General features: G+C 46.1%; 23 protein-coding genes. 9 read left to right on the top strand and 14 right to left on the bottom strand.

All coding sequences use genetic code 11. From position 1 onward, the window contains the following. Nucleotides 1-67 precede the first annotated feature (67 nt). The 6 genes from MSG33_RS22420 (at nt 68) to crp (ending at nt 5680) form a co-directional block, all read left to right on the top strand. Nucleotides 68-1987: an ABC transporter ATP-binding protein gene (locus MSG33_RS22420; RefSeq protein WP_164667104.1), complete on the top strand. Its 1920-nt coding sequence runs from the start codon at nt 68-70 to the stop codon at nt 1985-1987. Beyond that, nucleotides 1984-2472: a TIGR02444 family protein gene (locus tag MSG33_RS22425; RefSeq protein WP_005397673.1), complete on the top strand. Its 489-nt coding sequence runs from the start codon at nt 1984-1986 to the stop codon at nt 2470-2472. Before MSG33_RS22420 ends, MSG33_RS22425 begins: the two co-directional genes overlap by 4 nt. 87 nt (nt 2473-2559) lie before the next feature. After that, nucleotides 2560-3567, top strand: a complete 1008-nt coding sequence (locus MSG33_RS22430; protein ID WP_046874535.1) for a hydrolase — start codon at nt 2560-2562, stop codon at nt 3565-3567. A gap of 33 nt (nt 3568-3600) precedes the next feature. Continuing rightward, the gene (locus MSG33_RS22435; protein ID WP_005397677.1) at nt 3601-3813 is read left to right on the top strand and encodes a YheU family protein; all 213 of its coding nucleotides are present in this window, start codon (nt 3601-3603) and stop codon (nt 3811-3813) included. A 124-nt stretch (nt 3814-3937) separates the two neighbouring features. Continuing rightward, on the top strand, nt 3938-4807 hold the full coding sequence (locus MSG33_RS22440; RefSeq protein WP_005397679.1) for a phosphoribulokinase: 870 nt from the start codon (nt 3938-3940) through the stop codon (nt 4805-4807). Between the two features lie 240 nt (nt 4808-5047). Next, nucleotides 5048-5680, top strand: a complete 633-nt coding sequence (crp, locus tag MSG33_RS22445; RefSeq protein WP_005381432.1) for a cAMP-activated global transcriptional regulator CRP — start codon at nt 5048-5050, stop codon at nt 5678-5680. Between the two features lie 145 nt (nt 5681-5825). On the opposite strand, the gene MSG33_RS22450 is transcribed toward crp, so the two are convergent. The 6 genes from MSG33_RS22450 to MSG33_RS22475 all read right to left on the bottom strand — a co-directional run bounded on the left by MSG33_RS22450 (nt 5826) and on the right by MSG33_RS22475 (nt 14772). Continuing rightward, complete coding sequence (locus tag MSG33_RS22450; RefSeq protein WP_005397681.1) at nt 5826-6617, bottom strand: DUF1338 domain-containing protein; 792 nt, start codon at nt 6615-6617, stop codon at nt 5826-5828. A 249-nt stretch (nt 6618-6866) separates the two neighbouring features. After that, nucleotides 6867-8324 carry a succinylglutamate-semialdehyde dehydrogenase gene (astD, locus tag MSG33_RS22455; RefSeq protein ID WP_164667101.1) on the bottom strand — a complete coding sequence of 486 codons (1458 nt, stop codon included), beginning with the start codon at nt 8322-8324 and terminating at the stop codon, nt 6867-6869. A 28-nt stretch (nt 8325-8352) separates the two neighbouring features. Next, the gene (astA, locus tag MSG33_RS22460; protein WP_124009053.1) at nt 8353-9372 is read right to left on the bottom strand and encodes an arginine N-succinyltransferase; all 1020 of its coding nucleotides are present in this window, start codon (nt 9370-9372) and stop codon (nt 8353-8355) included. Nucleotides 9373-9481: 109 nt separating this feature from the next. After that, a complete protein-coding gene (locus tag MSG33_RS22465) occupies nt 9482-10693 on the bottom strand; it encodes an aspartate aminotransferase family protein (protein WP_167426183.1) in 1212 nt (403 codons plus the stop codon). Between the two features lie 361 nt (nt 10694-11054). After that, on the bottom strand, nt 11055-11642 hold the full coding sequence (locus tag MSG33_RS22470; protein WP_048626693.1) for an aminodeoxychorismate/anthranilate synthase component II: 588 nt from the start codon (nt 11640-11642) through the stop codon (nt 11055-11057). A gap of 175 nt (nt 11643-11817) precedes the next feature. Continuing rightward, the gene (locus MSG33_RS22475) at nt 11818-14772 is read right to left on the bottom strand and encodes an ExeM/NucH family extracellular endonuclease (RefSeq protein WP_248382164.1); all 2955 of its coding nucleotides are present in this window, start codon (nt 14770-14772) and stop codon (nt 11818-11820) included. Nucleotides 14773-15318: 546 nt separating this feature from the next. Here MSG33_RS22475 and MSG33_RS22480 point away from each other — a divergent pair. Continuing rightward, a complete protein-coding gene (locus tag MSG33_RS22480) occupies nt 15319-15693 on the top strand; it encodes a hypothetical protein (RefSeq protein ID WP_012841336.1) in 375 nt (124 codons plus the stop codon). 55 nt (nt 15694-15748) lie between these two features. Here the strand turns inward: MSG33_RS22480 and trpS are convergent, their stop codons facing one another. From trpS to nsrR, 5 genes are all read right to left on the bottom strand, one after another. Next, nucleotides 15749-16765: a tryptophan--tRNA ligase gene (gene trpS, locus MSG33_RS22485; protein ID WP_005395367.1), complete on the bottom strand. Its 1017-nt coding sequence runs from the start codon at nt 16763-16765 to the stop codon at nt 15749-15751. Nucleotides 16766-16880: 115 nt separating this feature from the next. Then, complete coding sequence (locus MSG33_RS22490; RefSeq protein WP_005395368.1) at nt 16881-17567, bottom strand: phosphoglycolate phosphatase; 687 nt, start codon at nt 17565-17567, stop codon at nt 16881-16883. A gap of 99 nt (nt 17568-17666) precedes the next feature. Next, nucleotides 17667-18413: a 23S rRNA (guanosine(2251)-2'-O)-methyltransferase RlmB gene (gene rlmB, locus MSG33_RS22495; RefSeq protein WP_005395369.1), complete on the bottom strand. Its 747-nt coding sequence runs from the start codon at nt 18411-18413 to the stop codon at nt 17667-17669. A 70-nt stretch (nt 18414-18483) separates the two neighbouring features. Next, the gene (gene rnr, locus MSG33_RS22500) at nt 18484-20988 is read right to left on the bottom strand and encodes a ribonuclease R (RefSeq protein WP_248382166.1); all 2505 of its coding nucleotides are present in this window, start codon (nt 20986-20988) and stop codon (nt 18484-18486) included. Between the two features lie 115 nt (nt 20989-21103). Beyond that, the gene (gene nsrR / locus MSG33_RS22505; protein ID WP_005387939.1) at nt 21104-21529 is read right to left on the bottom strand and encodes a nitric oxide-sensing transcriptional repressor NsrR; all 426 of its coding nucleotides are present in this window, start codon (nt 21527-21529) and stop codon (nt 21104-21106) included. Nucleotides 21530-21686: 157 nt separating this feature from the next. Here nsrR and hmpA point away from each other — a divergent pair, with 157 nt between their 5' ends. Then, nucleotides 21687-22871 (top strand): NO-inducible flavohemoprotein, encoded by a 1185-nt coding sequence (hmpA, locus tag MSG33_RS22510; protein WP_248382192.1) that lies wholly within the window; start codon nt 21687-21689, stop codon nt 22869-22871. 84 nt (nt 22872-22955) lie between these two features. Here the strand turns inward: hmpA and MSG33_RS22515 are convergent, their stop codons facing one another. Both MSG33_RS22515 and MSG33_RS22520 read right to left on the bottom strand, forming a co-directional pair. Beyond that, the gene (locus MSG33_RS22515) at nt 22956-23591 is read right to left on the bottom strand and encodes a tetratricopeptide repeat protein (RefSeq protein WP_005387944.1); all 636 of its coding nucleotides are present in this window, start codon (nt 23589-23591) and stop codon (nt 22956-22958) included. A 219-nt stretch (nt 23592-23810) separates the two neighbouring features. Then, nucleotides 23811-25127, bottom strand: coding sequence for an adenylosuccinate synthase (locus tag MSG33_RS22520; protein ID WP_005395372.1), 1317 nt, complete (start codon nt 25125-25127; stop codon nt 23811-23813). Between the two features lie 172 nt (nt 25128-25299). Between MSG33_RS22520 and MSG33_RS22525 the strand changes: the two genes are divergently transcribed. Further along, entirely contained in the window at nt 25300-25485 is a 186-nt protein-coding gene (locus tag MSG33_RS22525; RefSeq protein ID WP_005381383.1) for a DUF2065 domain-containing protein, read from the top strand. 62 nt (nt 25486-25547) lie between these two features. On the opposite strand, the gene hflC is transcribed toward MSG33_RS22525, so the two are convergent. Next, entirely contained in the window at nt 25548-26528 is a 981-nt protein-coding gene (gene hflC / locus MSG33_RS22530; protein ID WP_005381382.1) for a protease modulator HflC, read from the bottom strand.

Raw genomic sequence — 26528 nt, forward strand, 5'->3', positions numbered from 1 at the left:
AAAACGATTGAAACCACTTCGCTATGTAACCAAGCAACGCGCACTGCGCAAAGTGAATGAAAACTTTATGATTACCTTCTCTGATATTCAGTTACTGCGTGGCGGTAAACCTCTTTTAGATCAAGCTTCAGCGACTATCCATCCTGGCGATAAAGTCGGCCTTGTGGGCAAAAACGGCTGCGGTAAATCAACGCTATTTGCATTGCTGAAAGATGAACTGTCGATTGATGCAGGCTCATTTAGCCAACCTCAACATTGGGAGTTGGCCTGGGTCGCACAGGAAACGCCTGCGCTAGAGCGCACTGCACTGGAATACGTCATTGATGGTGATCGCGAGTACCGAGCGCTCGAAAAGCAGTTGGCTGAAGCGGAAGCACAAGACAACGGCACCTTGGTTGCCGAGATCCACGGTAAAATTGAAACCATCGGCGGTTATAGCATTCGCGCTCGCGCGGCAGAATTGCTCGACGGTTTAGGTTTCAGCCAAGAGCAAATGAGTTGGAGTTTGACTCAATTCTCAGGTGGTTGGCGTATGCGCCTTAACTTAGCCCAGGCGCTATTGTGCCGTTCTGACTTATTGCTACTCGATGAGCCAACCAACCACTTGGACTTAGACGCAGTGATGTGGCTTGAACGTTGGCTACAAAACTACCCAGGTACACTGATCCTGATCTCGCACGACCGTGATTTCCTTGACCCAATTGTTGGCCGTATTATTCACATCGAAAACCAACAATTGAACGAATACACGGGTAACTATTCGTCGTTCGAAAACCAACGAGCGCAAAAAATGATGCTGCAGCAAGCGATGTTCGAGAAGCAACAGAAACAGATGTCGCACATGCAAAGCTACATCGACCGTTTCCGTTATAAAGCCTCGAAAGCACGCCAGGCTCAAAGCCGTATTAAAGCTTTGGAGCGCATGGAAAAAGTGTTACCCGCTCAATTCGATAACCCATTTAGCTTCCAATTCCGTGAGCCCGCGGCGCTGCCAAACCCAATCATGATGATGGATGAAGTATCGGCAGGCTACGGTGACAACCTGATCTTAGAGAAGATCCGCTTGAACTTGGTTCCTGGCAGTCGCATTGGTCTACTCGGCCGTAATGGCGCGGGTAAATCGACCTTGATCAAATTGCTCTCTGGTGAGCTTAACGCGCAAGGTGGCGATCTGACTTACTCACAAGGTGTAAAAATAGGTTACTTTGCCCAGCATCAATTAGAAACGCTGCACCCAGAAGAAACGCCTCTGCAACACATGATGCAGATCGCGCCGGATCAAACCGAACAACAGCTACGTGATTACCTAGGCAGCTTTGGCTTCCAAGGCGACAAAGCACTGGAGAAAGTCGCACCGTTTTCGGGTGGTGAAAAAGCCCGTTTAGTGCTGGCCTTAATTGTGTGGCAAAAGCCAAACCTGTTGCTACTTGATGAACCAACCAACCACTTGGATTTGGACATGCGTCAGGCATTGACGATGGCACTGCAAACGTTCGAAGGTGCAATGGTGATTGTTTCGCACGACCGTTACCTATTGCGTGCTACAACCGATGACTTGTACTTGGTGCACGATCGTCAAGTTGCGCCGTTCGATGGTGACTTAAACGACTACTACAAGTGGTTAACCGAGCAACAAAGAGCGGAACGCAAAGAAGCACAAGCTGCACAGCCAGCCAAAGATAGCGCCAACAGCGCGGCAGCGAAAAAAGAGCAGAAACGTCGCGATGCAGAATTTCGTAAGCAGACGGCGCCAATTCGCAAAACGCTGACACAATTAGAAAATAAAATGGATAAGTTAGGTGCAGCACTGGCCGAAGCTGAAGAACAATTGGCAGATAACTCACTGTATGAAGCCGAAAATAAAGCTAAACTTAACCAAGTGCTGGCTCTTCAAGCTTCTAGTAAGGCAGAGCTCGAAGAAATTGAAATGGAATGGATGTCTGCTCAGGAAGAACTGGAGCAGATGGAGCTAGAGTTTAATCAATGAGTAATCAACACGCTGAATACACACTCACCCTAGAACACCTTTGGCAGTTCAGTCTGCAATTTTATGGTGTGCGAGAAGTGAAAGAAGCGTGTTTATCATTACAGAACAATTATCACGGCAACGTGAACCTACTCCTGCTGCTCAGATGGCTCGATGAGCAGCAACTCATTTTCCAAGAAAAAGACTGGCCTCTGGTGCAGAGCTGTCTGGGCCGAAGCGAAACCTTACTGCACTCTTTTCGCGACTTACGTCGCCATCTAAAGTCTCAAGTCAATGACGCTTTATATCGTGAAACCTTGCAGTTTGAGCTGCAACTAGAAAAGCAGCAACAAGCGGATTTGGTGAACTGCATTAACTCGCTCACGCTGGTCAAAAATGATGGCGCCCCACTCACGCTGAGATACTGTCGTCAACTTGGTGGTGAGCATTTGCAACAGGCCTTTGCTATTCCGGTGCCAAACATTCACCCACCAAAACGCCCATAAATCTGTAGAATACCTATAATCTTTATAAAGGATTATATTAATAAGTTCTTCAACTGACACCGAAGAACCGCATAAGAGCAGTTAGGTATGACACAATTTTTCGCAGCCGCCGGGATCAAAAACCCGCACCTTCAAACGCTTTTACCGCGTTTTATTCGCAAAAAAGCGTTGTTTACGCCGATTTGGCAAACCCTCGATACATCCGATGGCGATTTTCTCGATCTCGCATGGAGCGAGGACCCAACCCAAGAACCTGCGCAAAAAAAGCCGATTTTTGTTTTATTTCATGGACTAGAAGGCTGCTTCTATAGCCCTTACGCCAATGGCCTAATGAATGCATTTGCTCAATCCGGATGGCTGTCGGTGATGATGCATTTCCGCGGTTGTAGCGGTAAGCCAAACAAGAAAGCTCGCGCCTATCATTCTGGTGAAGTGACTGACGCCCGCCACTTCTTAGAGCACCTTGAGCAACGCTTTCCTGATAACCCCAAAGTTGCGGTTGGCATTTCTCTTGGCGGTAACATGTTGGCGAATTATTTAGCCCAATACAAAGACCACCCCATTTTGAATGCGGCGACCATTATCTCAGCACCTTTAGACTTAGCAGCGTGTGCGAACCGTATTGAACAAGGCTTTTCGAAAGTGTATCGCCGTTACCTACTCTCTTCGCTCAAACGCAACGCATTGCAAAAACATCACTTGTTGCATGGCGAGCTCGCTTTGTCCTACAACTCAATAAAACGTGTCACACGATTGTATGAATTCGATGATTTGATCACGGCACCACTGCACGGTTTTAAAGACGCACAAGATTATTACGATCAATGTTCTGGCTTAAGTAAATTACAACAGATCACGCTACCGACACTGATCATTCACGCCAAAGACGATCCATTCATGACCGACGATGTGATCCCGAAATTTGTTCTGCCAGATAATATTGATTACCGTCTCTTTGAGCACGGTGGGCATGTTGGTTTCCTTACAGGTTCAGCGCTCAAGCCGAAATTTTGGTTGGAAGAAGCGCTGCCAGCGTATTACGAAAGTATTGCCGCAGATTACCTTTCTGCTGTATCCAAGCAGCGAAAGCAGTAAACTAGCCGCTCATCATAAAAGTTCGAGGTATTTATGATCATTCCATGGCAAGACATTGCGCCAGAAACATTGGAAAACTTAATTCGTGAATTCGTCTTACGTGAAGGCACGGATTACGGAACCGTCGAGGTTTCTTTGCAAGACAAAGTGGATCAAGTAAAAACTCAATTAGAAAAAGGCGAAGCGGTTATCGTGTTCTCTGAACTGCACGAAACCGTCGATATTCAGGTAAAAACAAAATTTTAGACCCTTCACATTTTACCGTACCCCACTCAATGACAAGGCATTGTTACGTGCTATAGTGGGTTATCGACCGTGCAGTAGCAGCCTACTGCACATTACAGGTAAGTAATTTTCGACAAGGTTTGTCATGTCAGCTAAACACCCAATTATTGCGGTTACTGGTTCATCCGGTGCCGGCACGACCACTACATCTGAAGCCTTCCGTAAGATGTTCAATATGATGAACGTTAAACCCGCATGGGTTGAAGGCGACAGCTTCCATCGCTTTACTCGCCCTGAAATGGATATAGAAATCCGTAAAGCGCGCGAGCAAGGTCGACACATTAGCTACTTTGGCCCTCAAGCTAATGACTTTCCAGGATTGGAAGAGTTTTTCCGTAAATATGGTCACGATGGCGCAGGCAGCGTACGTCGCTACCTACACACCTTTGACGAGGCCGTACCTTATAATCAAATGCCTGGAACCTTCACACCGTGGCAGGACTTACCGGAGAACAGTGACGTTCTCTTCTATGAAGGCTTGCACGGCGGTGTTGTGGATGGCGATGTTAATGTTGCGCAGCATGTGGATTTCTTGATTGGTATGGTACCAATCGTAAACTTAGAGTGGATCCAAAAGTTTGTGCGTGATACTCGTGACCGCGGTCATTCACGAGAAGCAGTAATGGATTCTATCGTGCGCTCGATGGACGATTATCTTAACTACATCACTCCGCAATTTTCTCGCACTCATATTAACTTTCAGCGCGTCCCAACGGTCGATACCTCCAACCCACTTAACGCGAAAGGTATCCCAAGCCTGGATGAGAGCTTTGTCGTGATTCGCTTGCGTGGGATAAAGAAAGTCGACTTCCCATATCTCCTGGCTATGATTGATGGCTCATTCATGTCACGCCACAACACGATTGTCGTGCCAGGCGGTAAGATGAGCTTTGCAATGGAGCTCATAGTTCGGCCTATCCTACAACAGCTCATCGAAACAGGGAAAATTGGCTAAAAACCTGCCTGCGAAGATGTTTACTTTTCATACCGTGATCATGTGCACAGTTTTGCTTACAAAATCTCAATCATGGCACGATTAAAATCAAGAAATCGTTTTCGAAAAAGGATACTATTTCTTACCGAAACACAAGAGAGCTTGCAGCATATAAAAAGTGCTCTTATTCTAGTAGGCCTAATTCAGGCTTAGCTAAAATATGGATAGCGCAAGCGTACCCTGCAGAGGAAGTGAGATATTATGGTTCTAGGTAAACCTCAAACCGACCCAACATTAGAGTGGTTTCTTTCACACTGTCATATTCATAAGTACCCTTCAAAGAGCACGCTAATTCACGCGGGCGAAAAGGCAGAAACTTTGTACTACATCGTTAAAGGTTCTGTTGCGGTTCTTATCAAAGACGAAGAAGGTAAGGAGATGATCCTTTCTTACCTAAACCAAGGAGACTTTATTGGTGAACTTGGTCTATTCGAGGAAGACCAAGAGCGCACAGCTTGGGTTCGTGCTAAATCTCCTTGTGAAGTTGCTGAAATTTCTTTCAAGAAATTCCGTCAGCTTATCCAAGTAAACCCAGACATCCTAATGCGCCTTTCTGCGCAGATGGCTCGTCGTCTTCAAGTAACTAGCCAAAAAGTGGGTGACCTGGCGTTCCTAGACGTAACTGGTCGTATCGCTCAGACGCTTCTGAACCTTGCAAAACAACCAGACGCAATGACTCACCCAGACGGCATGCAAATCAAGATCACTCGTCAAGAAATCGGTCAAATCGTTGGCTGTTCTCGTGAGACAGTAGGTCGTATCTTGAAAATGTTAGAAGAGCAGAACTTAATCTCTGCGCACGGTAAAACTATCGTGGTTTACGGTACTCGTTAATCTCAAACCAGAGTGACGCGAACAAAATTATAAAAGCCACCAATGGCGACATTGGTGGCTTTTTATTTGTCTTGTAACCACATTAAGCTCAGAGCAACAAAAGACTAATGAGCAAGTTGGTTAGCCGAAAGGTTAACCCTAAAAGTTAGCCATTCGTACTTTCAAAGATTTTGTCCGCTGAAGCCGCCACAAAACCTGGGTACAGCTCACCGTTTTCCATCGGGTAGCGCTTAGCAAACTCGTAAAAGCCACCAGGGATAATTTCAGTGCCTTCGCTAAAGCGAACCGCCACTTTATCCGCCATGGTCGATGATTGTTCTAGCAGCACCTCAGGAGTGCCCTTCACTTCCCCGCCGTTTTCATTAATGGTAAATCCGGCCGTACGTAAGTGATCGTTTACTTGCTTCACTTCTTCGTATTCATTGAGCTGGTTAACGCTCACCGTGAAGTGGTTTGCGCCGTAACCATGCGCAGCCAACCAAGATGCATACTCACTTTCTTTAGCCAACGTTTGGTAGTCAGCAAAGCTTAAATCCCACAAGCGTCCACCATGTAAGAATGCGCTATCGTTCAGCTTGCCTGCATCGACTTGTGCCACCAGCTTTTTCACAATCTCTTGCAGCTCAGGTGAACACTCCTCAACTTTTAGCTCACTAATAAAGACTTTAGGTTGCTTCGGATCAGGGTGCTCATAGTGTTTAGCAACCAGCTTTTTACTTTCGAAAACGTAGTCACCACATGCCTGATAGCCAATGGCTACAAATGGTTTAGCTAAGGTTTCGATACCAAGAGGCGCAATATTGAAGGTACGTAAAGCTATATGATCATTAATCAGAGGCTCATCTTCTTGAAGCAGCTGATGTACTTTCGCAGCAGAAGGGCAAAGACGTTGAATGTAATCTTGCCATAGCGATTCAAATAACACATCGGGCGTCATAACGACTCCTTGTTACGAGATGTAGAGTTAAAAGGTAAGCGGAAGTTGACTGCTCGTTCACAACGAAAAGTTGTCCAGAATAATGAACGAGCAGCCATCAACCTGTGACGGTAAATGCCAGTCAGTCAACACGCTTTTCCGAGTCTTTGCTCACTTTCCGTGTTCTGCCAACGATCACTACAACCCATACCTAAATGATTCGCCGGCAAGGTGAGCCGCAATACATGGTTGCGACTCTGTTATTAAAACTTATAGCGCCACACCTGGGCTTAATGTTGCAGGCAAGATAGTCTCTTGACCTTCCATTGATGCCATCGGGTACGCACAGTAGTCTGCTGCGTAATAAGCGCTTGGACGTAGGTTACCTGACGCACCAGGACCACCAAATGGCGCATCACCACTTGCACCAGTGAGCTGGCGGTTACGGTTCACGATCCCTGCACGAATATGGTCAACGAAGTATTCCCATTCTTGGTCGTCAGTTGAAACTAAACCAGCAGAGAGACCAAAGCGCGTGTCGTTCGCCAGTTCTACGGCTTTTTCTAGCCCTTCGTAACGCACCACTTGCAGAAGTGGACCGAAGTACTCTTCATCTGGTAGCTCAGCAATGTTCGTTACATCAATAATGCCCGGAGAAACAAACGCCGCCTCTCCTGCTTTAGCTTCAACCAAGCTTTCACCACCAAGTGATTGAAGGTTCGCTTGTGCATCGAGAATGAACTTGGCTGCGGCAACGGAGATTTGCGGCCCCATAAATGGCGCAGGCTCTGCAAATGGTTGGTCTACGCGAATATTCTTCGTCGCTTCAACCAGTTTCGTGATGAGCGCATCACCTTTCTCACCCAATGGCACGTACAAACGACGAGCACACGTACAACGTTGACCAGCACTGATAAACGCTGACTGGATGATGGTGTACACCGTGGCATCCAAATCACCATATTTATCAGAGATCACCATCGGGTTATTACCACCCATTTCTAGTGCTAACATCTTGCCTGGTTGACCCGCAAATTGACGGTGCAATACATGCCCCGTGTTCGCGCTGCCCGTGAACAGTACACCATCAATGCCTTTCGCATCAGCAAGCGCAATGCCGGTTTCTTTCGCACCTTGGACAAGGTTGATCACGCCTTTCGGCAGACCGGCTTCTTCCCAAAGTTTCATAGCTAGCTCGCCAGTCCAAGGTGTTTGCTCGGATGGCTTGAACACAACGGTGTTACCCGCTAGTAACGCAGGCACAATGTGACCATTTGGTAAGTGACCAGGGAAGTTATATGGCCCAAATACCGCCATCACGCCCAGTGGGCGATGACGTAACACAATTTGGTTGCCCGCCGCTTCACGGCTCGCTTCACCGGTGCGGTCATGGTAAGCACGAATAGAGATGGCAATTTTACCTGCCATTGCCGCTGCTTCAGTGCGCGTTTCCCAAATTGGCTTACCAGTTTCTTTGGCAATGACTTCGGCGATTTTTTCGCTGTTCTCTTTTACTTTCTCAGCAAAAGCCAACACGATCGCTTCACGCTCTGCAAATGGGCGTTTTTTCCAGTCAATAAACGCTTCACGCGCTGCAGATACCGCTTGATTCACCTGCTCTGCCGTTGCACCGTTGCCTTGCCAGATCACTTCTTGGTTGTAAGGCGACAGAGACGTAAATGCTTCACCCTGACCTTGTACCCATTCACCTGCAATCCAATGTGTCATTGTTTCTATCCTTAAATTCTGTCGTCTGTTACTGCGGAAGAAGACGAACAAAGTCCCCTTCCTCAACCAAAAGTGCATCCGCAACGTCTGGTGCGATCATGACGCTTTGTGTTTCAGGGTCATACGCCGCTTTGGTGACTGCTGCGCGGAAGTTTTCGAACGATGAGTTGCACATCAAGAAGTCTTGCGTACTGCTATGTTGTGCAATTTTCACTTGCGCACGGAACGAGTGACGTACCGATTCAATATTGCGTAAGTCACATTCAACGGTTGGACCCGCATCGAAAATATCCACGTAGCCACGGTTAGTGAAGCCTTCACGCTCAAGCAGCTTTAATGCTGGGCGAGTGTTGTCATGCACTTGGCCAATGACCGCTTGCGCTTCTGGACTCAACAGGTTGATGTAGATAGGCAGCTTCGGCATTAAGTCAGCAATAAAGCCTTTCTTGCCGATACCTGTCAGGTAATCTGCAAGCGTGAAATCGATGGAGAAGAAATGCTCTTGTAACCATTGCCAGAACGGCGAGTTGCCTGCGTCGTCTGAAACACCACGCATCTCCGCAAAGATCGTTTCAGAGAAACGCTCTGGGTGCTCAGCCATCATGAGGAAACGACACTTCGACATGAGACGACCATTCAGACCTTGGCGGAATTTCTCACGCAAGAACAAGGTACAAATTTCGCTGTTACCCGTGTAGTTGTTACCAAAAGTAAGCAGTTTGACGACATTATTGACGCCAAGCTTTGGTGACGAGTGCACCACTTTACTAATGTGATACGAGTAAAATGGGACATCCCAGCCGATAGATGCTTCGATTCCGGTGGTACCCGCAACCTCACCCGTTTCAGAGTCAAAGCCGACCATCAGGTAGCCTTCATCACCTGGTTCTGCCACATCTGGCTTACCAAAGCTGTACTCTGAGTGTTTGATTCGATTGGTTAACAGTTCTTCGTTAACCGGTAGAGATGTAAATCCGTGACCAGACTCCACCGCACAAGTGTGCAGCGCGTCATAATCCGACATCGCGATAGGGCGAACTACTAGCATCAATACTCCCTCCAGATGCAAGAAGATCCTAACTATATTGTAGGAACAATTCCCCCATCAGAGATCCTTGACGGGGGTGTCTGCGTTGACGTTGAAACTGATATCGCGCTTAAACTAAAGTCGCGATCGCTTTATCCAGTTTCGCCAAGCCTTCTTCAATTTCTTGTTGTGTAATAACGAGTGATGGTGTGAAACGTACGACATTGGCACCCGCAACCAATACCATGAGACCTTGTTTGCCTGCAGCGACGAGAACATCACGTGCGCGGCCTTGCCATTCTTCATTTAGTGCAGCGCCAAGCAATAGGCCTTGACCACGAACTTCTGAGAAGATGTTGTACTTAGCATTGATCTTCTCTAGACCTTCGCGGAACATCGCTTCGCGTTCTAGCACACCAGCCAACACTTCAGGCTTAGTAACTTCTTTCACAACTGCTTCTGCTACAGCACACGCGAGTGGGTTACCGCCGTATGTTGAACCGTGCGTACCGACTTTCATGTGCTCTGCTAATTTTGCAGTAGTAAGCATTGCACCGATTGGGAAGCCGCCACCGAGTGATTTCGCGGTGCTTAGAATATCAGGTGTAATACCTAAACCTTGGTAAGCGTAGAAGTTACCTGTACGACCATTACCGGTTTGCACTTCATCGAAGATCAGTAGCGCGTTGTGTTTGTCACACAGCTCACGTACTGCTTGAGCAAACTCAGGCGTTGGTGGCACGATACCGCCTTCACCTTGTAGCGGCTCCATCATCACCGCACATGTGCGATCAGACATGTGTGCCTGTAGTGCTTCAATATCATTGTAAGGTAAGTGGGTAACGTCACCAGGCTTAGGACCAAAACCGTCAGAGTAAGCCGCTTGACCACCAACCGTTACGGTGAAGAACGTACGACCGTGGAAACCTTGTTTGAATGCAATGATTTCTGATTTCTCAGCGCCATGTACGTCAGCAGCGTAACGACGTGCCAGCTTAAGTGCCGCTTCGTTCGCTTCTGCGCCAGAGTTAGCAAAGAATACGCGCTCAGCAAAGCTCACTTCTGTTAGCTTTTTCGCCAGACGAAGTGCTGGTTCGTTCGTCATCACGTTACTTAAGTGCCACAGCTTGTTAGCTTGCTCTGTTAATGCGTTTACCATTACTGGATGACAATGGCCAAGACAGCTCACTGCAATACCACCAGCAAAGTCGATGTATTCATTACCTTCCTGATCCCAAACACGTGAACCTTCACCTTTAACAGGGATCATTTCCATCGGGTTATAGCAAGGTACCATTACCTCATCGAATAAACCGCGCTCTACTTTAATTTCCGTTGTCATTGCACATTCCTTCTTGATACCGCATGCGTAGCAGATAAGCGAATTTAACCGGCTCTCTTTGCCAGCAAATAATGTTTTGCATTTAAGCTATTGCGGCATTGTATTTACATTTAATTAACCATTTCAATAGTGATTTATTCTTTTCGTTCTCGAAAGCAACTTCCATTAATCACTGCTTATGACTATTTATGCATCAAGAAAGTAAAATAGAGAAGCGATTTTTTATAAATGTTATGTAATACAGGGGATAGAAGGTTTAAAAAGACATGAATAGACAAAGAGGCCAGAATGAACCGCATAGTTTTGCAATCCACTCACCTCGGCAAAAAGATGAATGATTTGTTAAGAAAAGTGATCGCGATCAGATCGCTTTACGTGCTAAAAAGTTCGCGAGCAACTCGTGACCTTGCTCTGTTTTGATCGATTCTGGGTGAAACTGCACTGCGTCAATTGGCAGGGTTTTATGTTGGTAACCCATGATTTCGTCCATACTTCCATCCGGCAGCTCAGTCCATGCGGTCAGTTCAAACACATCGGGTAACGTACCGTTTTTCACCACGAGAGAGTGATAACGGGTTACCGTGAGTGGGTTATTCAGGTTTTTAAACACACTGCGACCATTGTGACGAATAGGTGACGTTTTCCCATGCATCACTTGTCGAGCGCGCACGACTTCCCCACCAAACGCTTGCGCTATCGCTTGATGACCAAGGCAAACACCCAATATTGGAAGCTTACCAGCGAAGTATTCGATAGCTTGTAGAGAGATACCTGCCTCGTTTGGCGTACACGGTCCAGGTGAGATCACCAAGTGAGTTGGGTTCAACGCTTCAATCCCTTGAATGTCGATTTCATCGTTACGCACGACTTTTACACTAGCGCCAAGCTCGCAAAAGTATTGGTAGAGGTTGTAAGTGAAAGAATCGTAGTTATCGATGATCAACAACATAGAGTGTCAGCTGCTCCAATCCGTTTAGGCAAGACTTAAGAGATGATTGTCTGGTTTGCGACAATTAAGGGCGGTATTTTGCAACACCAAACTAGAAAGGCAAGTCTTTGTGCAATAAAAAGGCCAGCATCGGCTGGCCTTTGGTCTTTACAGCTGTATTTTAGGAGATAAAGGCTTAGTTGCGGCGACGTACTAAGCCAAGTCCAAGCATCGCGAGTAGCGCGCCAAAACCAAACGAACCACCATCTGAGTCCTTCGAACCTTCTGCACCCGTTTCAGTTTGCGTCATTGAGACATCACGAACAGAGCTAAACTTAACGACGTTGCCTGTCGAGTCTGTCACTTTCTCTTCTAACTGGTAATTACCTTGTTCTGGCGCTTGTTCAAACTCAATATTCACGCTGCGTGCGTCAATGTCAGTTTGAGTCAAGGTTTGGCTAGCCGAGTAAACTTTTGCATCACTGCTTGTCGCGGCCGCTTGTGTGGATGCTGTTAAGTTCACTGTCACAATATCGCCCGCAACCGCAGTTGGTGGTAGACGTACATCAATCGCTAAGTTTTCACCCGCTTTCGGTAAATCGATATCATCATCTGGCAAATCAATAGCAATAATCACTGGATCATGATCAGACGCTGAGAACGCATCTTTGTACTTCGGCATGTCACCCGTGTATTTGCTGCTGTATTCAAACAAGTTACTTTCTAGAGAGTTGATGTTCCAATCTTCAATCGCCACCACTTTTTGCGCTAAACTGCTGCTTGCCAATGCATGGTCCAAGTTCCCCAACTCACCTGAATAGGTGTACGAGAACGTATCAGCGCCATGCAGCAAGGTGTTTAAATTGTGCAGACCGTAGCCTTTTTCAATCTTGGTTTTCTCTACTTGAAGCTCACCGCCACCAATGGTTGTGTAAGCGGCAGTGTAGATATCACGGCCGTATTTCTCTTTTGAGTAATCAGTGAGGGTCAGTAACGGATCTTCTTTGCCGTAAGCGTTCAAATCGCCCATAACGAGCACATCGCCATCAATATCTTTCAGCGCTTCACCAACGACTTTCGCAGCAGAAACACGGAAGTTGTTGCAGTTACCTTGCAGATCCGCGGGTTCTGAGTCTTCTACACCAGCAATCCACTCTTCAATACATTCAGAACCTTTCGATTTAAAGTGGTTCACGACCACTGAAAGATCTTCGCCAGTCTCTTTCACTGTAAAGGTCTGTAATAAGCTATGGCGTTGATATTTGTCGTATGCAGGGTTACTTTCAGTGCCCTCTTTACGAGTAATGGTGTTCTCTGCAATGTGTTGCTCTGGCGTCACAATGACTTTTGCTGCTTCTTTTGGTGTTACTGCGTTAGCACGATATAAGATCGCAACCATGATCGCATCACTGCCAAAGTATTCCTCTTGGTATTTGTCTTGCTCTTCGATTTCGACATACGTGTAATGATCTTCCACGTCATCAATCTCAGCGTTTAAAGCATCAACCAAGTTTTGGATAGCACTGCCATCACCAAAGCCGTTGTTTTCCACTTCCATCAAGCCAATGATGTCCGCGTCCATCTTATTCATCGCTGAAACGATTTTCGCTTGCTGGATCAAGAACTCATCAAGGTTTGTCGCGCCACGATTTTGCCCGGTTGGGTTGTCGTGACCGCTGTCAGCAACCGAAGTGAAGTAGTTAAGAACGTTAAAGCTCGCCACTCGTAAATCAGAATCGGCAATGGCTGGCGCCGCTTTACGCGCAACGTCAAAGTCATCACCTGACGTGACAAAGTTGCTGCTATCAACTTCATTGGTCGCAATTAGGCGGTACTCGTTGTAGCTGTAAGCCACGACACCTTGCAGGCCTTCGACACGAGAGCCTAGGCGAATGTGCTGCTCTGAAGAGCCATTTTGGTCAAGATCTTGTGCAAACGTTGGGAAATATGGGATTTGACCATTTGGCGCTTTGCTATCTGATTCCAAGTAAATACGGTTGGCCGCATTCTCTTTGGCAAGGGTAACCGCAGCGTCACTCTCTGCTGCATGCAATTGAGTCGGCTTAAACAACGGTGCTTCATGAGACAACATCATGTTGTTGCGTCGAGAGTCATAATCGTAAGAAAAGTTACGAGTAACGAAAAGTTCGCTAGCCGAGCTGAGCTCAACTTGCATACCTTCATGACGCTCTAGTGCATCACGTAGTGTTTCTCCTTCCTTAATCGTTAACGGAGTAACCAAAGAGGCGTTTGATGTGCCTGTTTTTACATAACTGTTTGCATCAGAAGAAAGCTGAGTGTTGCTGTAGTACTCTTGTACTTTCCCTTTCACACAAACAACATCACCAGCTTTCAGCTCTGTATCTGCAACATCGGTGTGAATAAACAAACCTTCAGATGTCTTGTCGTTGCCATCATTCTCAAGTGCTTGCAGGTAGAAGCCTTTAGTTAAGCCTGTTGTTACCGCACTGACCACACCAGTTACGAAGTGATCTTCGGTCGTGATGTAAGGGTAGCCATCAATAAATGGAGAAGAAGCACCTTCACCTTGAATCTCTTGGATGGTGGTAAAGGCTGGTTCTTGTCCATCTACTTCACAAGCAAATGGCGCAGGTGGCTCAGTTGTATTTAATTCCCCTAAACCATCAATATTATCTTTAGGTAAGGCTGTCCACTGAGTGGATTGGTAGGTAGTTGAAGGTGTAAGCGCATCACTGTTACGAACTAACGTGGTGTCTTTAGCGAAATCCACGTCCCCCATCACACCTAATATATCGTGCACTTCCCCATTTTTAAGAAGTGCCAACGGATCGTCGCCGTTAAAGTTCGCTACATTTTTATCAGTGTAATCCGCAACCGCCTTTATTGCTTCGCTCGCATCGCCATGAGCAAGCACATACACTTGCTTCGCTTGTAACGTTACGTCACTAAGATCAAGAGTGCTGCCCCACGAGCCGCCACCATTCGAAGATTTTGCTAATTCATAGCCTGTGAGTGTCACCGCAGTATCACCTGTATTGGCGATCTCGACCGCTTTATTATAAGCGCCGCCTTCCACATACTGGGAAATAATAATCTCTGCGCTCGCGTTTGCGCTAAGTGCACTGGCGATGGTTAGTGCGAGTATTGAGGGTTTGATTAACGTGTCCATTGTCATACCTGATATTTATGTAAATGCAAACTTAGCTCTGATCAGAGCCTACCATTTGCGTCTACTATCAGGTTTATTTATGAAATAAATAAGAATGAGCAATTAAAGCCGTGAAATGAATCACATGTGAATGTAAGAAAATATGCCAGAACATCCCATTCAAACATTTTTTGTAATAAATACAGAACGCTATTGATAAACAAATCAAAATTTAGATTAATTACTCAGTTTATTTTTTCACTTCATGTTAAGGAGTAGAAAATACATCGCTCGTGAAGTGGCTTATTAACCAAGCTCACTTTGTTATAAATGAAAATATAATTAATCACTAATTTAGAAAGCTTTGATTTTCATTTTTATAGCCATGTCTAAACTTAAGTCACCTATTATTCGCTCGGCTTTTTCTTACGCATGACCCTCATACTTCAAAATTTTCATCATTTGCTCAATAACTTCTCCTTATTCACTAGCCAAATTCATACACAAAAGATATAACACCTGCGCGAGACATTAAGATCTCATTAGCTGTAAACCCAGGAACGATAAATGAAAAAAATTCAACGTAGTGCGCTAGCTCTCTTCTTACTTGGCTTGATAACGGGATGTCAATTGACCGCCAGTGAGCCACTTCAACCTACCGCGAATCAAAACATCATCGAATCAGCCAAAAATGAGCTGGATGGAATTGAAGAGTTAGAGGTCAGTGACGAGGGTGTTATTACTTTTACCCAGCGTCTAAGAACACCAGGAACCTACTGGATCCCAGCGAGAATTAAAGAACTTAGCTACGATATATCATGCGTGCAGCTCAGTTACTTCATTGATAGAGGCATGGTGGTGAAGTCCGCCTTTTTAGGTGCTCGAGGACGTGTTGAATATTACGATATGGAACGTTGCATGAAAGACACGCCATTCCAGTAAAAAGCATAAAAAAAGCTCCACTAACGTGGAGCTTTTTGTAATCTATTCTTAGCAACTATGGGCGAGCGACAAAGCCTACCGCTTTGTATGCTTTCTTCAGCGTTTCAGCGGCGCGAGCCGATGCTTTTTCTGCACCTTGCTGCATTACCTCATCCATGTAAGCACGATCAGCGCGAATACGATGGTATTCTGCTTGAATTGGCTCCAGCATTGCTACAACCGCCTCGCCAACATCTTTCTTAAATGGACCATACATTTCTACGCCTTTGTACTTGGCTTCGATATCTTCAAAGCTCATTCCTGTCGCCGCAGAGTAAAGTCCCATTAGGTTCGCGATACCCGCTTTGTTCTCGATATCATGGCGAATGCTTGGTGGGGTTTCGGTGTCTGTTTGCGCCTTGTTGATCTTCTTGATGATCGACTTTGGCTCTTCAAGCAGAGTAATCACGTTCTTACGGTTGTCATCTGACTTCGACATTTTCTTCGTCGCGTCTTGAAGACTCATCACACGTGCATTGACTGTTGGAATGTACGGCTCAGGAACGGTAAAAATCGGACTCTCTGGTGAGTAGATGTTGTTAAAACGCGTTGCGATATCACGCGCTAACTCAAGGTGCTGTTTCTGGTCGCTACCAACTGGTACTTGGTGTGCGCCGTAAAGCAAAATATCTGCTGCCATCAACACAGGGTAATCAAACAGACCCACGTTTACGTCATTCGCGTAACGTGCCGATTTGTCTTTAAACTGAGTCATACGGCTCAGCTCACCCATTTGCGTGTAACAGTTAAGAAGCCAACCAAGTTGAGCATGCTCTGGTACGTGTGACTGAACAAATAGCGTGCTCTTCTTCGGATCAACACCAACTGCCAGACAAATTGCCAGTGCATCTAATGTCGCTTCATGCAGTGCTTTAGGATCCTGACGAACCGTAATCGCATGAAGGTCTACTACACAGTATTGGCAATCATAATCGTCTTGCATCTGCTGCCATTGACGTAGAGCCCCCAAGTAGTTACCGATACTTAGTTCACCTGACGGTTGAACACCACTCAATACAATGGGTTTGCTCATTAGAATGATTCCTTTGACTTCTTAATCTAATTAAAATGAAAAACCGTGCGGCTTTTAGCGCACGGTTTACTCAGTGTACTCATTAACAAGTATTTTGGAAGATCTTTTGTTGCCGTTATGCAGAAACAGCGACGACTTCCAGTAATTCCGCGAGGCGGTTCGCCACTACGTCAGGGTTCGAAGCTGAAATGGGCTCGCCGTGGTTATAACCGTAAGTTAAACCAAATGAAGCACAACCCGCATTTTTCGCCGCCAAGATATCGTTTTTCGAATCCCCAACCATCAACATCTCTGCTGGTTTTACCTGGTGCTTTTCCATTAGCCAGTTCAGCGCCACCGGGTTTGGTTTTTTCTCTGGAAACGCGTCACCACCTAATACGTCTACGAAGTACTTGGCGATGTCATGCTGCTCTAGAATTTCTGGTACGAATTTCGAGGGCTTGTTCGTCACAATCGCCATCGTAAAACCAGCTTGGTGTAGCTCTTCAAGCGTCTCTTTTACTGTTGGGTAAAGGTGACTTAGCTTATGGCCGCTTTGCTTGTAGTATTCATCAAACAGCTCACGCGCTTTAGCACGCAGCTCATCACTCAAATCACTGCTGATGGTCATGCTTTGGCTTAATGCACGTCCAATCAATATATCAGCACCATTACCAACGTAATCACGCACCTGCTCTTCTGATACAGAAGGATAGCCTAACGCCTGAACTGCTTGATCGGCCGCTACGGCAAGATCTGGCACGCTATCAAGCAGTGTTCCATCCAGATCAAAAGCAATCAATTTAATATCTTGTTGGGTCATAAATTCCCTAGCTAAAATAACACAGGATGGTTCCCCATCCTGTGTGCTTAATCTTGATGTCACTCAGTGTCACACTCAGCGACGCTTAGTGTGCTCGCCTTATTTTTGGGCAGCCAAACGCTGACGAACCGCTTCAAACAAACAGATACCAGAAGCCACTGATACGTTCAAGCTTGATACACTGCCCGCCATAGGGATCTTAATTAAATCATCGCAGGTTTCGCGAGTAAGACGACGCATACCATCACCTTCAGCACCCATCACGATAGCAAGAGGACCAGTAAGCTTAGCTTGATAAATGTCGTGCGTAGCTTCACCAGCCGTACCCACAAACCAAATACCTTTTTCCTGTAGCGTACGCATTGTACGTGCAAGGTTGGTTACACGAATCAAAGGCACAACCTCTGCAGCGCCACATGCTACTTTACTTACCGTTGCATTCATTGGTGCAGAACGATCTTTCGGTACGATGATCGCCGCAGCGCCTGCCGCATCTGCGTTACGCAAACACGCACCAAGGTTGTGCGGGTCCGTCACACCATCCAGCACTAACAGTAGCGGTGATTCATGCTGCGCTAAGATGTCATCAATGTCGTTCTCGTTCAGTTGTTTTGCTGGTTTTACGCGAGCAATGATGCCTTGGTGATTTGCACCACGCGCTTTATCATCCAGAGTTTTACGCGTCATTTGTTGAATAGAGACACCACAAACCTGAAGATCATTTAGGATTGGCATTAGGCGATCATCTTGACGACCTTTTAAAACGTATGCCTCGATAAAACGCTCTGGTTCGCGCTCCAATACCGCTTTCACTGCGTGAATGCCGTAGATAAATTCGTTACTCATTGTTTAACCTGTTGTTCGGGTCGTATTGCCTGCGCCAGCCGAGTTTGAACTGAGCTGGCGCTTCAGCCTACTACGCTTCTTTTTTAGTGCGCTTGGTTTTCTTCGGCTTACTGTGTGGCTTTTTTTTACGTGCTTTTTTCACTTTAGGCTTCTTTTTGCCTTCGGCGTCATCACGTTTGGGGCCATTGCGCTTACTCACTGCGCCCGTTTCTTCTGGACGCTTAGTTGGCTCTATCGCAGGAACTGCGCGAGGCGCGCCACCTTCTTTCGATGAAGAGCGAGTCGCAGCGCGTTTTTTATCTTTCGCTTTGCGTTTTGCTTCCGCTGCGCGTTTCTTCGCAGTCTTACCTTCACCGCGTAGCTTACGACTTGTTTCGACCAATTCAAAGTCAATTTGCTTATCATCGAGGTTAACAGCCAGTACTTTTACTTTTACTGCATCACCTAAGCGATAGATGTTACCGAAACTTTCACCAATAAGTCGTTGACCAATAGGGTCAAATTGATAGTAGTCGTTCGCAAGGGTAGAAATATGCACCAAACCATCGATGTGCAAATCCGTTAAACGTACAAAGAAGCCAAAGCTAGTGACATTAGCAATCACGCCGTCTAGTTCGTCACCGACGTGATCTTGCATGTATTCACACTTCAACCAATCCGCAACATCACGTGTTGCATCGTCCGCACGGCGCTCTGTCATCGAACATTGTTCACCGTAAAAGTCCATATCATCGAACGAGTAATGATAGCCACCCGTTGGTGTCCAGCGATCTTGATTACGACTTTCTTCTTTCGCAATCAGATACTTGATTGCACGGTGAAGTAACAAGTCAGGGTAACGACGAATTGGCGACGTAAAGTGCGCATAGCGTTTCAGTGCCAATCCAAAGTGCCCCGCGTTATCTGCGTTGTATACCGCTTGCTTCATTGAGCGCAGCAGCATGGTTTGAATCAACTCTTGATCTTGACGCCCAGAGATTTGACGCGCGAGATCAGCATAGTCCGTTGGTGAAGGCTCTAAACCACCTTTTAGCTCAAGACCAAGTTCACTTAAGAAGTCACGGAAACCTTGCAGGCGTAATTCACCTGGAGATTCGTGGATACGATAGAGCGCAGGCTCTTTCGCTTTTTCTACCAGCGATGCCGAAGCAATGTTGGCTAAAATCATACATTCTTCGATGATCTTGTGCGCATCATTACGAATCACTGGCTCAATACTTTCGATTTTACGTTCCGCATTGAAGATAAACTTGGTTTCAACGGTTTCAAATTCGATTGCACCGCGTTGATCTCGTGCTTCTTTCAGCACTTTGTACATCTTATGCAGCTCTTCTAGATGAGAAACAAGCGGCTGGTAGCGCTCACGTAGTTCTTCATCCCCTTCTAGAATCGCGCTCACTTTGCTATATGTGAGACGAGCGTGCGAGTTCATCACGGCTTCGTAGTGCTTGTAGCCCGATAGTTTACCCGTCTCTGAGATGGTCATTTCGCACACCATACACAAGCGATCTACTTGCGGGTTAAGCGAACATAGGCCGTTCGACAGCACTTCCGGTAGCATTGGCACTACTTGCGAAGGGAAGTACACCGAGTTACCACGGTTGATGGCTTCTTTATCCAGCGCAGAGTCAGGACGAACGTAGTAACTGACGTCAGCAATCGCTACCCATAAACGCCAACCACCTTCTTTGTTCTTCTCACAGTAAACAGCATCATCAAAGTCTCGTGCGTCTTCGCCGTCAATGGTCACAAGTGGTAACTCACGTAAATCCACACGACCAACTTTGGCTTCTTCTGGTACTTCTTCGCCTAAGTTTTCGATTTGTTTATCGACGGCCTCTGGCCACTCGTGAGGAATTTGGTGTGTACGAATCGCAATTTGCGTTTCCATACCTGGTGCCATATTTTCACCAAGTACTTCAACCACTTTACCCATCATGCCACGTGAGCGTGAGCCACGATCAGTAATTTCAATCACGACCACGTTACCCATGCGTGCACCCGCTTTGTGCTCATTTGGGATCAGAATATCTTGGCTGATACGCGAGTCATCAGGGACAACATAGGAATAACCATATTCGAGGAAGAAACGACCGACGATTTGATCATTACGCTCCTCTAACACTCGAACCAAGCGCCCTTCACGACGACCGCGCTTGCTGTTGTCTGTAGGTTGCACTAAAACAAAGTCACCGTGGATGATGTTCTTCATTTGATGGTGCGGTAACAGAATATCATCATCCTTGCCGACGCTGCCTTCTGGACGCACCCAACCGTGGCCATCACGATGACCAATCACGTAACCTTTCACCATTTCAAGTTTTTCAGGCAATGCGTAGCACTGACGCCGGGTAAACACCAGTTGACCATCTCGCTCCATCGCACGTAGCCGACGACGCAACCCTTCGTATTGCTCTTCGCCCTCAAGCTTTAGTGCCTCAAACAAGTCGTTGCGATTCATTGGTACGCCCGCTTGCTCTAGAAACTCGATGATAAACTCTCGGCTTGGAATTGGATTTTCGTAATTTTTGGATTCACGATCTGCAAAAGGATCGTTTGGAATATTGTCTGACATAGGCACGCCTATCTAGCAAGGAAGGTATATGGCTAGTATATCTGAGTCTCTCGATAAGCTACAGAATTGCTTTGAAAAAAGAATGATCGAGATCGACTCTAGACGTGCAAATGAGTTAAGGACGAGCCAGTAAGATCAACAACTCAGAATTGTCGCTCAGCAAGGATTCGATCGTGCAATCATCCAGCTCCGCCAAAAAGGCACTTTTTGCTTTTGCCAATTTATCTTTGAGGCGACAGGCAGGGGTAATATGGCAAAAATCTACGCCACAATTGACCAAATCTAACGGCTCTAAATCTCGCACCACACCACCTACTGTGATTTCAGAAGCAGGTTTCATCAGCCGAATACCACCGTTTTTTCCACGCACGGTGTGGACATAACCTAGTTGCCCTAAACGGTTGATAACTTTGACCATATGGTTTCGTGACACACCAAATAAATCCGTCACTTCAGTGATATTAGTTAACTCATCTTCCGGCAACGAAGCCAAGAAAATTAAGGTTCTCAACGCATAATCAGTAAAGCTCGTTAACTGCATATTCTCTCCCAAAGTGCGACTCAATAACTCGCTGGTGACACTAAAACGCCAAACTTGAGCTATCGATAAAAGTGTAAATCTTTTCTTGATCGAAAGATACATTTGAGATACAACTTTAAACATGCATTATAAATACAACTTAAAGTAGGAAGCCCATATGCTCAGCAATAAAACCATCGAGATCGTCAAAGCGACCGCACCACTTATCGCCGAAACGGGACCAAAACTGACCGCGCACTTTTATGAACGTATGTTTACTCATAACCCTGAGTTGAAAGATATTTTTAATATGAGTAACCAGCGTAACGGCGATCAGCGTGAAGCGCTATTCAACGCCATCTGCGCCTATGCTGCCAATATTGAAAATTTGCCAGCTCTACTTGGCGCAGTAGAAAAAATTGCGCATAAACACACGAGCTTTTTGATCACAGAAGATCAGTACCAAATCGTTGGTAAACATCTACTTGCGACGATTGATGAGTTGTTTAATCCAGGTCTGGAAGTGTTGGATGCTTGGGCTGAGGCTTACGGCGTACTTGCGAATGTATTTATTCAGCGCGAAGAACAAATTTACCAACAAAATGAAGCTTTGGAAGGCGGCTGGCGCGGTCTACGCGAATTTGAATTAGTCGATAAACAAATCGAGAGCGAACACATTTGCAGCTTTGTGTTTAAACCAACCGATGGCCAAAAAGTGGCACCGTATAAACCGGGACAATATCTTGGCATCTATATCAACAGTGACCAGTTAGAAAACCAAGAAATTCGCCAATATAGCCTATCTTCTGCGGTCCAAGAGAACACCTACCGTATCTCAGTAAAACGTGAAGAAGGCGGAAAAGTATCGAACTTCCTGCACGATAACCTGAACATTGGCGAAAAAGTGCAGCTTGCCGCCCCTGCCGGTGATTTCTTTATGGATGCCGAACCACAAACACCCGTTGTTCTAATTTCTGCAGGTGTAGGACTGACGCCAACGCTGTCCATGCTAGAAAGTCTCTCAGTACATCAAGCACCTGTAACTTGGGTTCATGCAACAGAAAATGGTCAACAGCATGCTTTCAAGCAACACGTGAACCAACTAGTCGCGGCAAAAGAAAACATGAACGCGCTCGTTTGGTATAACCACCCAACGGCAGAAGACAAGCTAGGTGAAGACTTCCACTTCACGGGTTTTGTCAATCTGTATGAAATTGAAGCCGCATTAAAGCAAGATAACGTGCAGGTGTACTTCTGTGGCCCTGTCGGGTTCATGCAGCACGTAGCGAAACAACTATTAGAACTTGGCGTACCACAAGAGCAATTCCATTACGAATGCTTCGGTCCACACAAAGTCGTTTAATCGCTCAAGATTACTCTTCGGGAAAACAACAAAGCCCACATTATGTGGGCTTTGTTGTATGAAGTTGTTTGCCTTGATAAGACGTTACCAAAAGGTATCTCGCCGTTTAGCTCGAGCAATAACGTTTTGTGGCATGCGCTGCTCAAGGCCATTTCTCAATACAGTGATACGCTTATGCTGCCGCTTATCTGCTGTGACAGAGTTATATAACCAACGATACGCATCTTCGTAATCAAGTGGGCTGCCGTAATCACGCAGGAGCAATTCGGCTAAATGAATACGCGCATTTAGGTTTCCCATTGAGGCGGCTTCTCGCAAGTAAGGAATTGCTCGTTCTTTATCTTGCTGCACTAAAGTGCCACGCGAATAGTATCGGCCAATCTGCTCTAGCGCGGCAGGTAATCCCTGATGTGCTGCATTTTCGATGTAGTAAAGGCCCAGTTCGACATCTTGCTCGACACACACACCCCACGCCAACATGTCGCCGTAAAGAAATTCATAAGCGGGCAAGTTAATTCGAGTCGCACGAGCAACGATATCCTCCACCAGCTGGCAGTTATCAGCGCGCACACGTTGTAAGTGCTTATTTTGCTCAATAAGCTTTATCAGCTCTGCTTCGGTGTAGATAGGAACTGGCGCCCCCACATCAGCAACATTGGCTTTCGCTGTGGTAGCTACCAAGGTCAATAACAGTGAAGCAGCCACTGTTCGTAACTTCATAAACGTACTCTTTAAGGTATCTAAGAAACCAAAGATCGATGAAGGATCTCCTCTGCTTGATAACCTTATCGGCAAAAACCAGCTAAGCTTTAGACAATTTTTGCCTCTGACTTAGACTCAGCGGCAAAAATTTGCCATATGAGAATCACTGCCGTTTTTTGTTCAGATACAAAAAAGCCGACCAGAAGGTCGGCTTTTGCAATCTTTAACGACTATCAATTAAGCTTCGAATGGATGAACCTTGATGATAGTTTCGTTACGGTCAGGACCTGTTGAAATGATATCTACAGGCACACCTGTTAGCTCTTCAATACGCTTGATGTAGTTAAGAGCCGCTTGTGGTAGATCTTCTAGCGCTTTAGCACCGAATGTGTTCTCAGACCAACCAGGCATTGTTTCGTAGATTGGCGTTGCTTTTTCGAATGCTTCAGCAGCCATCGGAGAAACTTCTAGCACAGAGCCATCTTCCATCTTGTAACCAGTACAGATTTTTAGCTCTTCTAGACCATCTAGTACGTCTAGTTTAGTTAGACAGAAACCAGATACAGAGTTGATTTGGATTGCACGACGCATAGCAACAGCATCGAACCAACCAGTACGACGTAGACGACCAGTTGTCGCACCGAACTCGTGGCCAACTTCACCTAAGTGCTTACCAATTGGATCTTGCTTATCTAGACCATCGTATAGTTCTGTCGGGAATGGACCTGCACCAACGCGAGTACAGTACGCTTTCGCGATACCCAAGATGTAACCGATGTGACGAGGACCAAAACCAGAACCTGCAGCAACACCACCAGCAGTCGTGTTAGAAGACGTTACGTATGGGTAAGTACCGTGGTCGATATCAAGTAGCGTACCTTGTGCACCTTCGAACATGATCTTATCGCCGCGCTTACGTGCTGCGTCTAGTTCGTCAGTTACGTCGATAACCATTGAAGTAAGTAGCTCTGCGTAGCCTTTTGCTTCTTCAAGCACAGCTTCGTAGCTTACTGGTTCAGCTTTGTAGAAGTTAACTAGTTGGAAGTTATGGAACTCCATGACTTCTTTTAGCTTCTCAGCGAACGATTCCATATCGAATAGGTCGCCAACGCGTAGACCGCGACGAGCAACTTTATCTTCGTATGCTGGACCGATACCACGACCTGTTGTACCGATAGCTTTTTTACCGCGAGCGATTTCGCGAGCTTGGTCCATTGCAACGTGGTAAGGAAGAATTAGCGGACATGCTTCAGAAATGAAAAGACGCTCGCGTACTGGAATACCGCGCTCTTCAAGAGGTTTCATTTCTTTAAGTAGAGCTTCAGGTGATAGTACAACACCGTTACCGATAACACATTTTACGTTATCGCGAAGGATACCTGATGGAATTAAGTGAAGAACGGTTTTTTCACCGTCAATTACGAGAGTATGACCTGCGTTGTGACCGCCTTGGTAGCGTACCACGTATTTTGCATCTTCAGTTAAAAGGTCTACGATTTTACCTTTACCTTCGTCACCCCATTGGGTGCCTAGAACGACTACGTTATTTCCCATCTTTCCAAGTCTGATTGCTAGTTAAAAATGGATTCTAGCACCGAATCACGCTTCTTGCAGTCATTTTTTGTTCACAGAGTTGCTACCAGAATGTCATCTTGCTGCTTTGCTCATTTTGAAATCAGCATATCACTGATAGTATTTAGTTTTCTTTATTCGACTGGAAAGCGGTATGTCTGAATCCATATGGTTGGCGATTGGGCTCGTCTTGATCGTGGAAGGCATTGGACCACTCATTGCTCCAAACGGTTGGCGGAATATGGTGGCTCAATTAAGTGAACAGCCCAACAATCAGCTACGACGCATCGGTGGCTGCCTAGTAGTTGCTGGAGCCGTAATCGCCATAATGATGAGCTAGCACTTAGCATCAGATACAAAAAAGGCTCCCTAAGGAGCCTTTTGTTTCATTTGACGCTGAGATTATTTCTCCATGCTGCCCTTCGACTGGTTCATGTATTGGAAGAACTCACTCTTCGGATCAAGTACCAGGATATCGCTCTTAGAGCTGAAGGACTTCTCATACGCACGTAGCGAACGTAGGAAGCTAAAGAATTCAGGGTCTTTGTTGTATGCTTCAGCATAAATCTTCGCTGCTTCTGCATCCGCTTCACCTCGTGTTACACGAGCAGTCTTATCAGCTTCAGCTAGAATGGTTGCCACTTCTAGCTCAGCTTGAGCACGAATAACTTCTGCTTTCTCACGACCTTGAGAACGGTGCTTACGAGCTACAGACTCACGCTCTGCACGCATACGACGGTAGATAGACTCACTGATTTCATCAGGCAGGTTGATTTTCTTCATGCGGAAATCAACAACACGAACACCCAAGTCTTTCATCGCGCTTTCACGCGTGTCTTTCAATACTTCAGACATAATTAGGTCACGTTCACCATCAATCTCAAGCGCTTCACGTGCCGCTTCAGTTGCGACAACATCTGCACTTGCATCTTCTGGTAGTACATCATCGTTACGTGGACCAGATACAATCTGTTTGATTTCACGAGCACCGATTTCAGAACGAAGCACATCCGTTACTTTACGCTCAAGTAGTGCCTCCGCCGTTAGCGAATTACCACCGCCTGTCGCTAGGTAGTAACGACCAAAGTCTTCAATACGCCACTTCACGTAGGTATCAATAATAACGTCTTTTTTCTCAGACGTTACGAAACGGTCTGCACGGCCATCCATCGTTTGGATACGTGCATCAAGTTGTTTCACACGGTCAAACAGAGGCATCTTGAAATGCAAACCAGGCTCGTAAATTCGAGTGATGTCGTTGTTGTCTTTAAGAACACGACCAAATCGAACCACGATACCGCGTTCACCTTCAGGAATCACAAACAGAGACATCAACATTAATGCCAGTGCGATTACCAATACAGGGATCATTAACTTACGCAT

It is taken from the genome of Vibrio sp. 1CM7H, assembly GCF_023161645.1.
In the GTDB taxonomy this organism is placed as follows: domain Bacteria; phylum Pseudomonadota; class Gammaproteobacteria; order Enterobacterales; family Vibrionaceae; genus Vibrio; species Vibrio diabolicus.

What these genes read in the sequence shown, in the direction of transcription:
- MSG33_RS22420 (WP_164667104.1), top strand. Translation starts at nt 68, where the DNA reads ATGATTACCTTCTCTGATATTCAGTTACTGCGTGGCGGTAAACCTCTT.
- MSG33_RS22425 (WP_005397673.1), top strand. Translation starts at nt 1,984, where the DNA reads ATGAGTAATCAACACGCTGAATACACACTCACCCTAGAACACCTTTGG.
- MSG33_RS22430 (WP_046874535.1), top strand. Translation starts at nt 2,560, where the DNA reads ATGACACAATTTTTCGCAGCCGCCGGGATCAAAAACCCGCACCTTCAA.
- MSG33_RS22435 (WP_005397677.1), top strand. Translation starts at nt 3,601, where the DNA reads ATGATCATTCCATGGCAAGACATTGCGCCAGAAACATTGGAAAACTTA.
- MSG33_RS22440 (WP_005397679.1), top strand. Translation starts at nt 3,938, where the DNA reads ATGTCAGCTAAACACCCAATTATTGCGGTTACTGGTTCATCCGGTGCC.
- crp (WP_005381432.1), top strand. Translation starts at nt 5,048, where the DNA reads ATGGTTCTAGGTAAACCTCAAACCGACCCAACATTAGAGTGGTTTCTT.
- MSG33_RS22450 (WP_005397681.1), bottom strand. Translation starts at nt 6,617, where the DNA reads ATGACGCCCGATGTGTTATTTGAATCGCTATGGCAAGATTACATTCAA.
- astD (WP_164667101.1), bottom strand. Translation starts at nt 8,324, where the DNA reads ATGACACATTGGATTGCAGGTGAATGGGTACAAGGTCAGGGTGAAGCA.
- astA (WP_124009053.1), bottom strand. Translation starts at nt 9,372, where the DNA reads ATGCTAGTAGTTCGCCCTATCGCGATGTCGGATTATGACGCGCTGCAC.
- MSG33_RS22465 (WP_167426183.1), bottom strand. Translation starts at nt 10,693, where the DNA reads ATGACAACGGAAATTAAAGTAGAGCGCGGTTTATTCGATGAGGTAATG.
- MSG33_RS22470 (WP_048626693.1), bottom strand. Translation starts at nt 11,642, where the DNA reads ATGTTGTTGATCATCGATAACTACGATTCTTTCACTTACAACCTCTAC.
- MSG33_RS22475 (WP_248382164.1), bottom strand. Translation starts at nt 14,772, where the DNA reads ATGGACACGTTAATCAAACCCTCAATACTCGCACTAACCATCGCCAGT.
- MSG33_RS22480 (WP_012841336.1), top strand. Translation starts at nt 15,319, where the DNA reads ATGAAAAAAATTCAACGTAGTGCGCTAGCTCTCTTCTTACTTGGCTTG.
- trpS (WP_005395367.1), bottom strand. Translation starts at nt 16,765, where the DNA reads ATGAGCAAACCCATTGTATTGAGTGGTGTTCAACCGTCAGGTGAACTA.
- MSG33_RS22490 (WP_005395368.1), bottom strand. Translation starts at nt 17,567, where the DNA reads ATGACCCAACAAGATATTAAATTGATTGCTTTTGATCTGGATGGAACA.
- rlmB (WP_005395369.1), bottom strand. Translation starts at nt 18,413, where the DNA reads ATGAGTAACGAATTTATCTACGGCATTCACGCAGTGAAAGCGGTATTG.
- rnr (WP_248382166.1), bottom strand. Translation starts at nt 20,988, where the DNA reads ATGTCAGACAATATTCCAAACGATCCTTTTGCAGATCGTGAATCCAAA.
- nsrR (WP_005387939.1), bottom strand. Translation starts at nt 21,529, where the DNA reads ATGCAGTTAACGAGCTTTACTGATTATGCGTTGAGAACCTTAATTTTC.
- hmpA (WP_248382192.1), top strand. Translation starts at nt 21,687, where the DNA reads ATGCTCAGCAATAAAACCATCGAGATCGTCAAAGCGACCGCACCACTT.
- MSG33_RS22515 (WP_005387944.1), bottom strand. Translation starts at nt 23,591, where the DNA reads ATGAAGTTACGAACAGTGGCTGCTTCACTGTTATTGACCTTGGTAGCT.
- MSG33_RS22520 (WP_005395372.1), bottom strand. Translation starts at nt 25,127, where the DNA reads ATGGGAAATAACGTAGTCGTTCTAGGCACCCAATGGGGTGACGAAGGT.
- MSG33_RS22525 (WP_005381383.1), top strand. Translation starts at nt 25,300, where the DNA reads ATGTCTGAATCCATATGGTTGGCGATTGGGCTCGTCTTGATCGTGGAA.
- hflC (WP_005381382.1), bottom strand. Translation starts at nt 26,528, where the DNA reads ATGCGTAAGTTAATGATCCCTGTATTGGTAATCGCACTGGCATTAATG.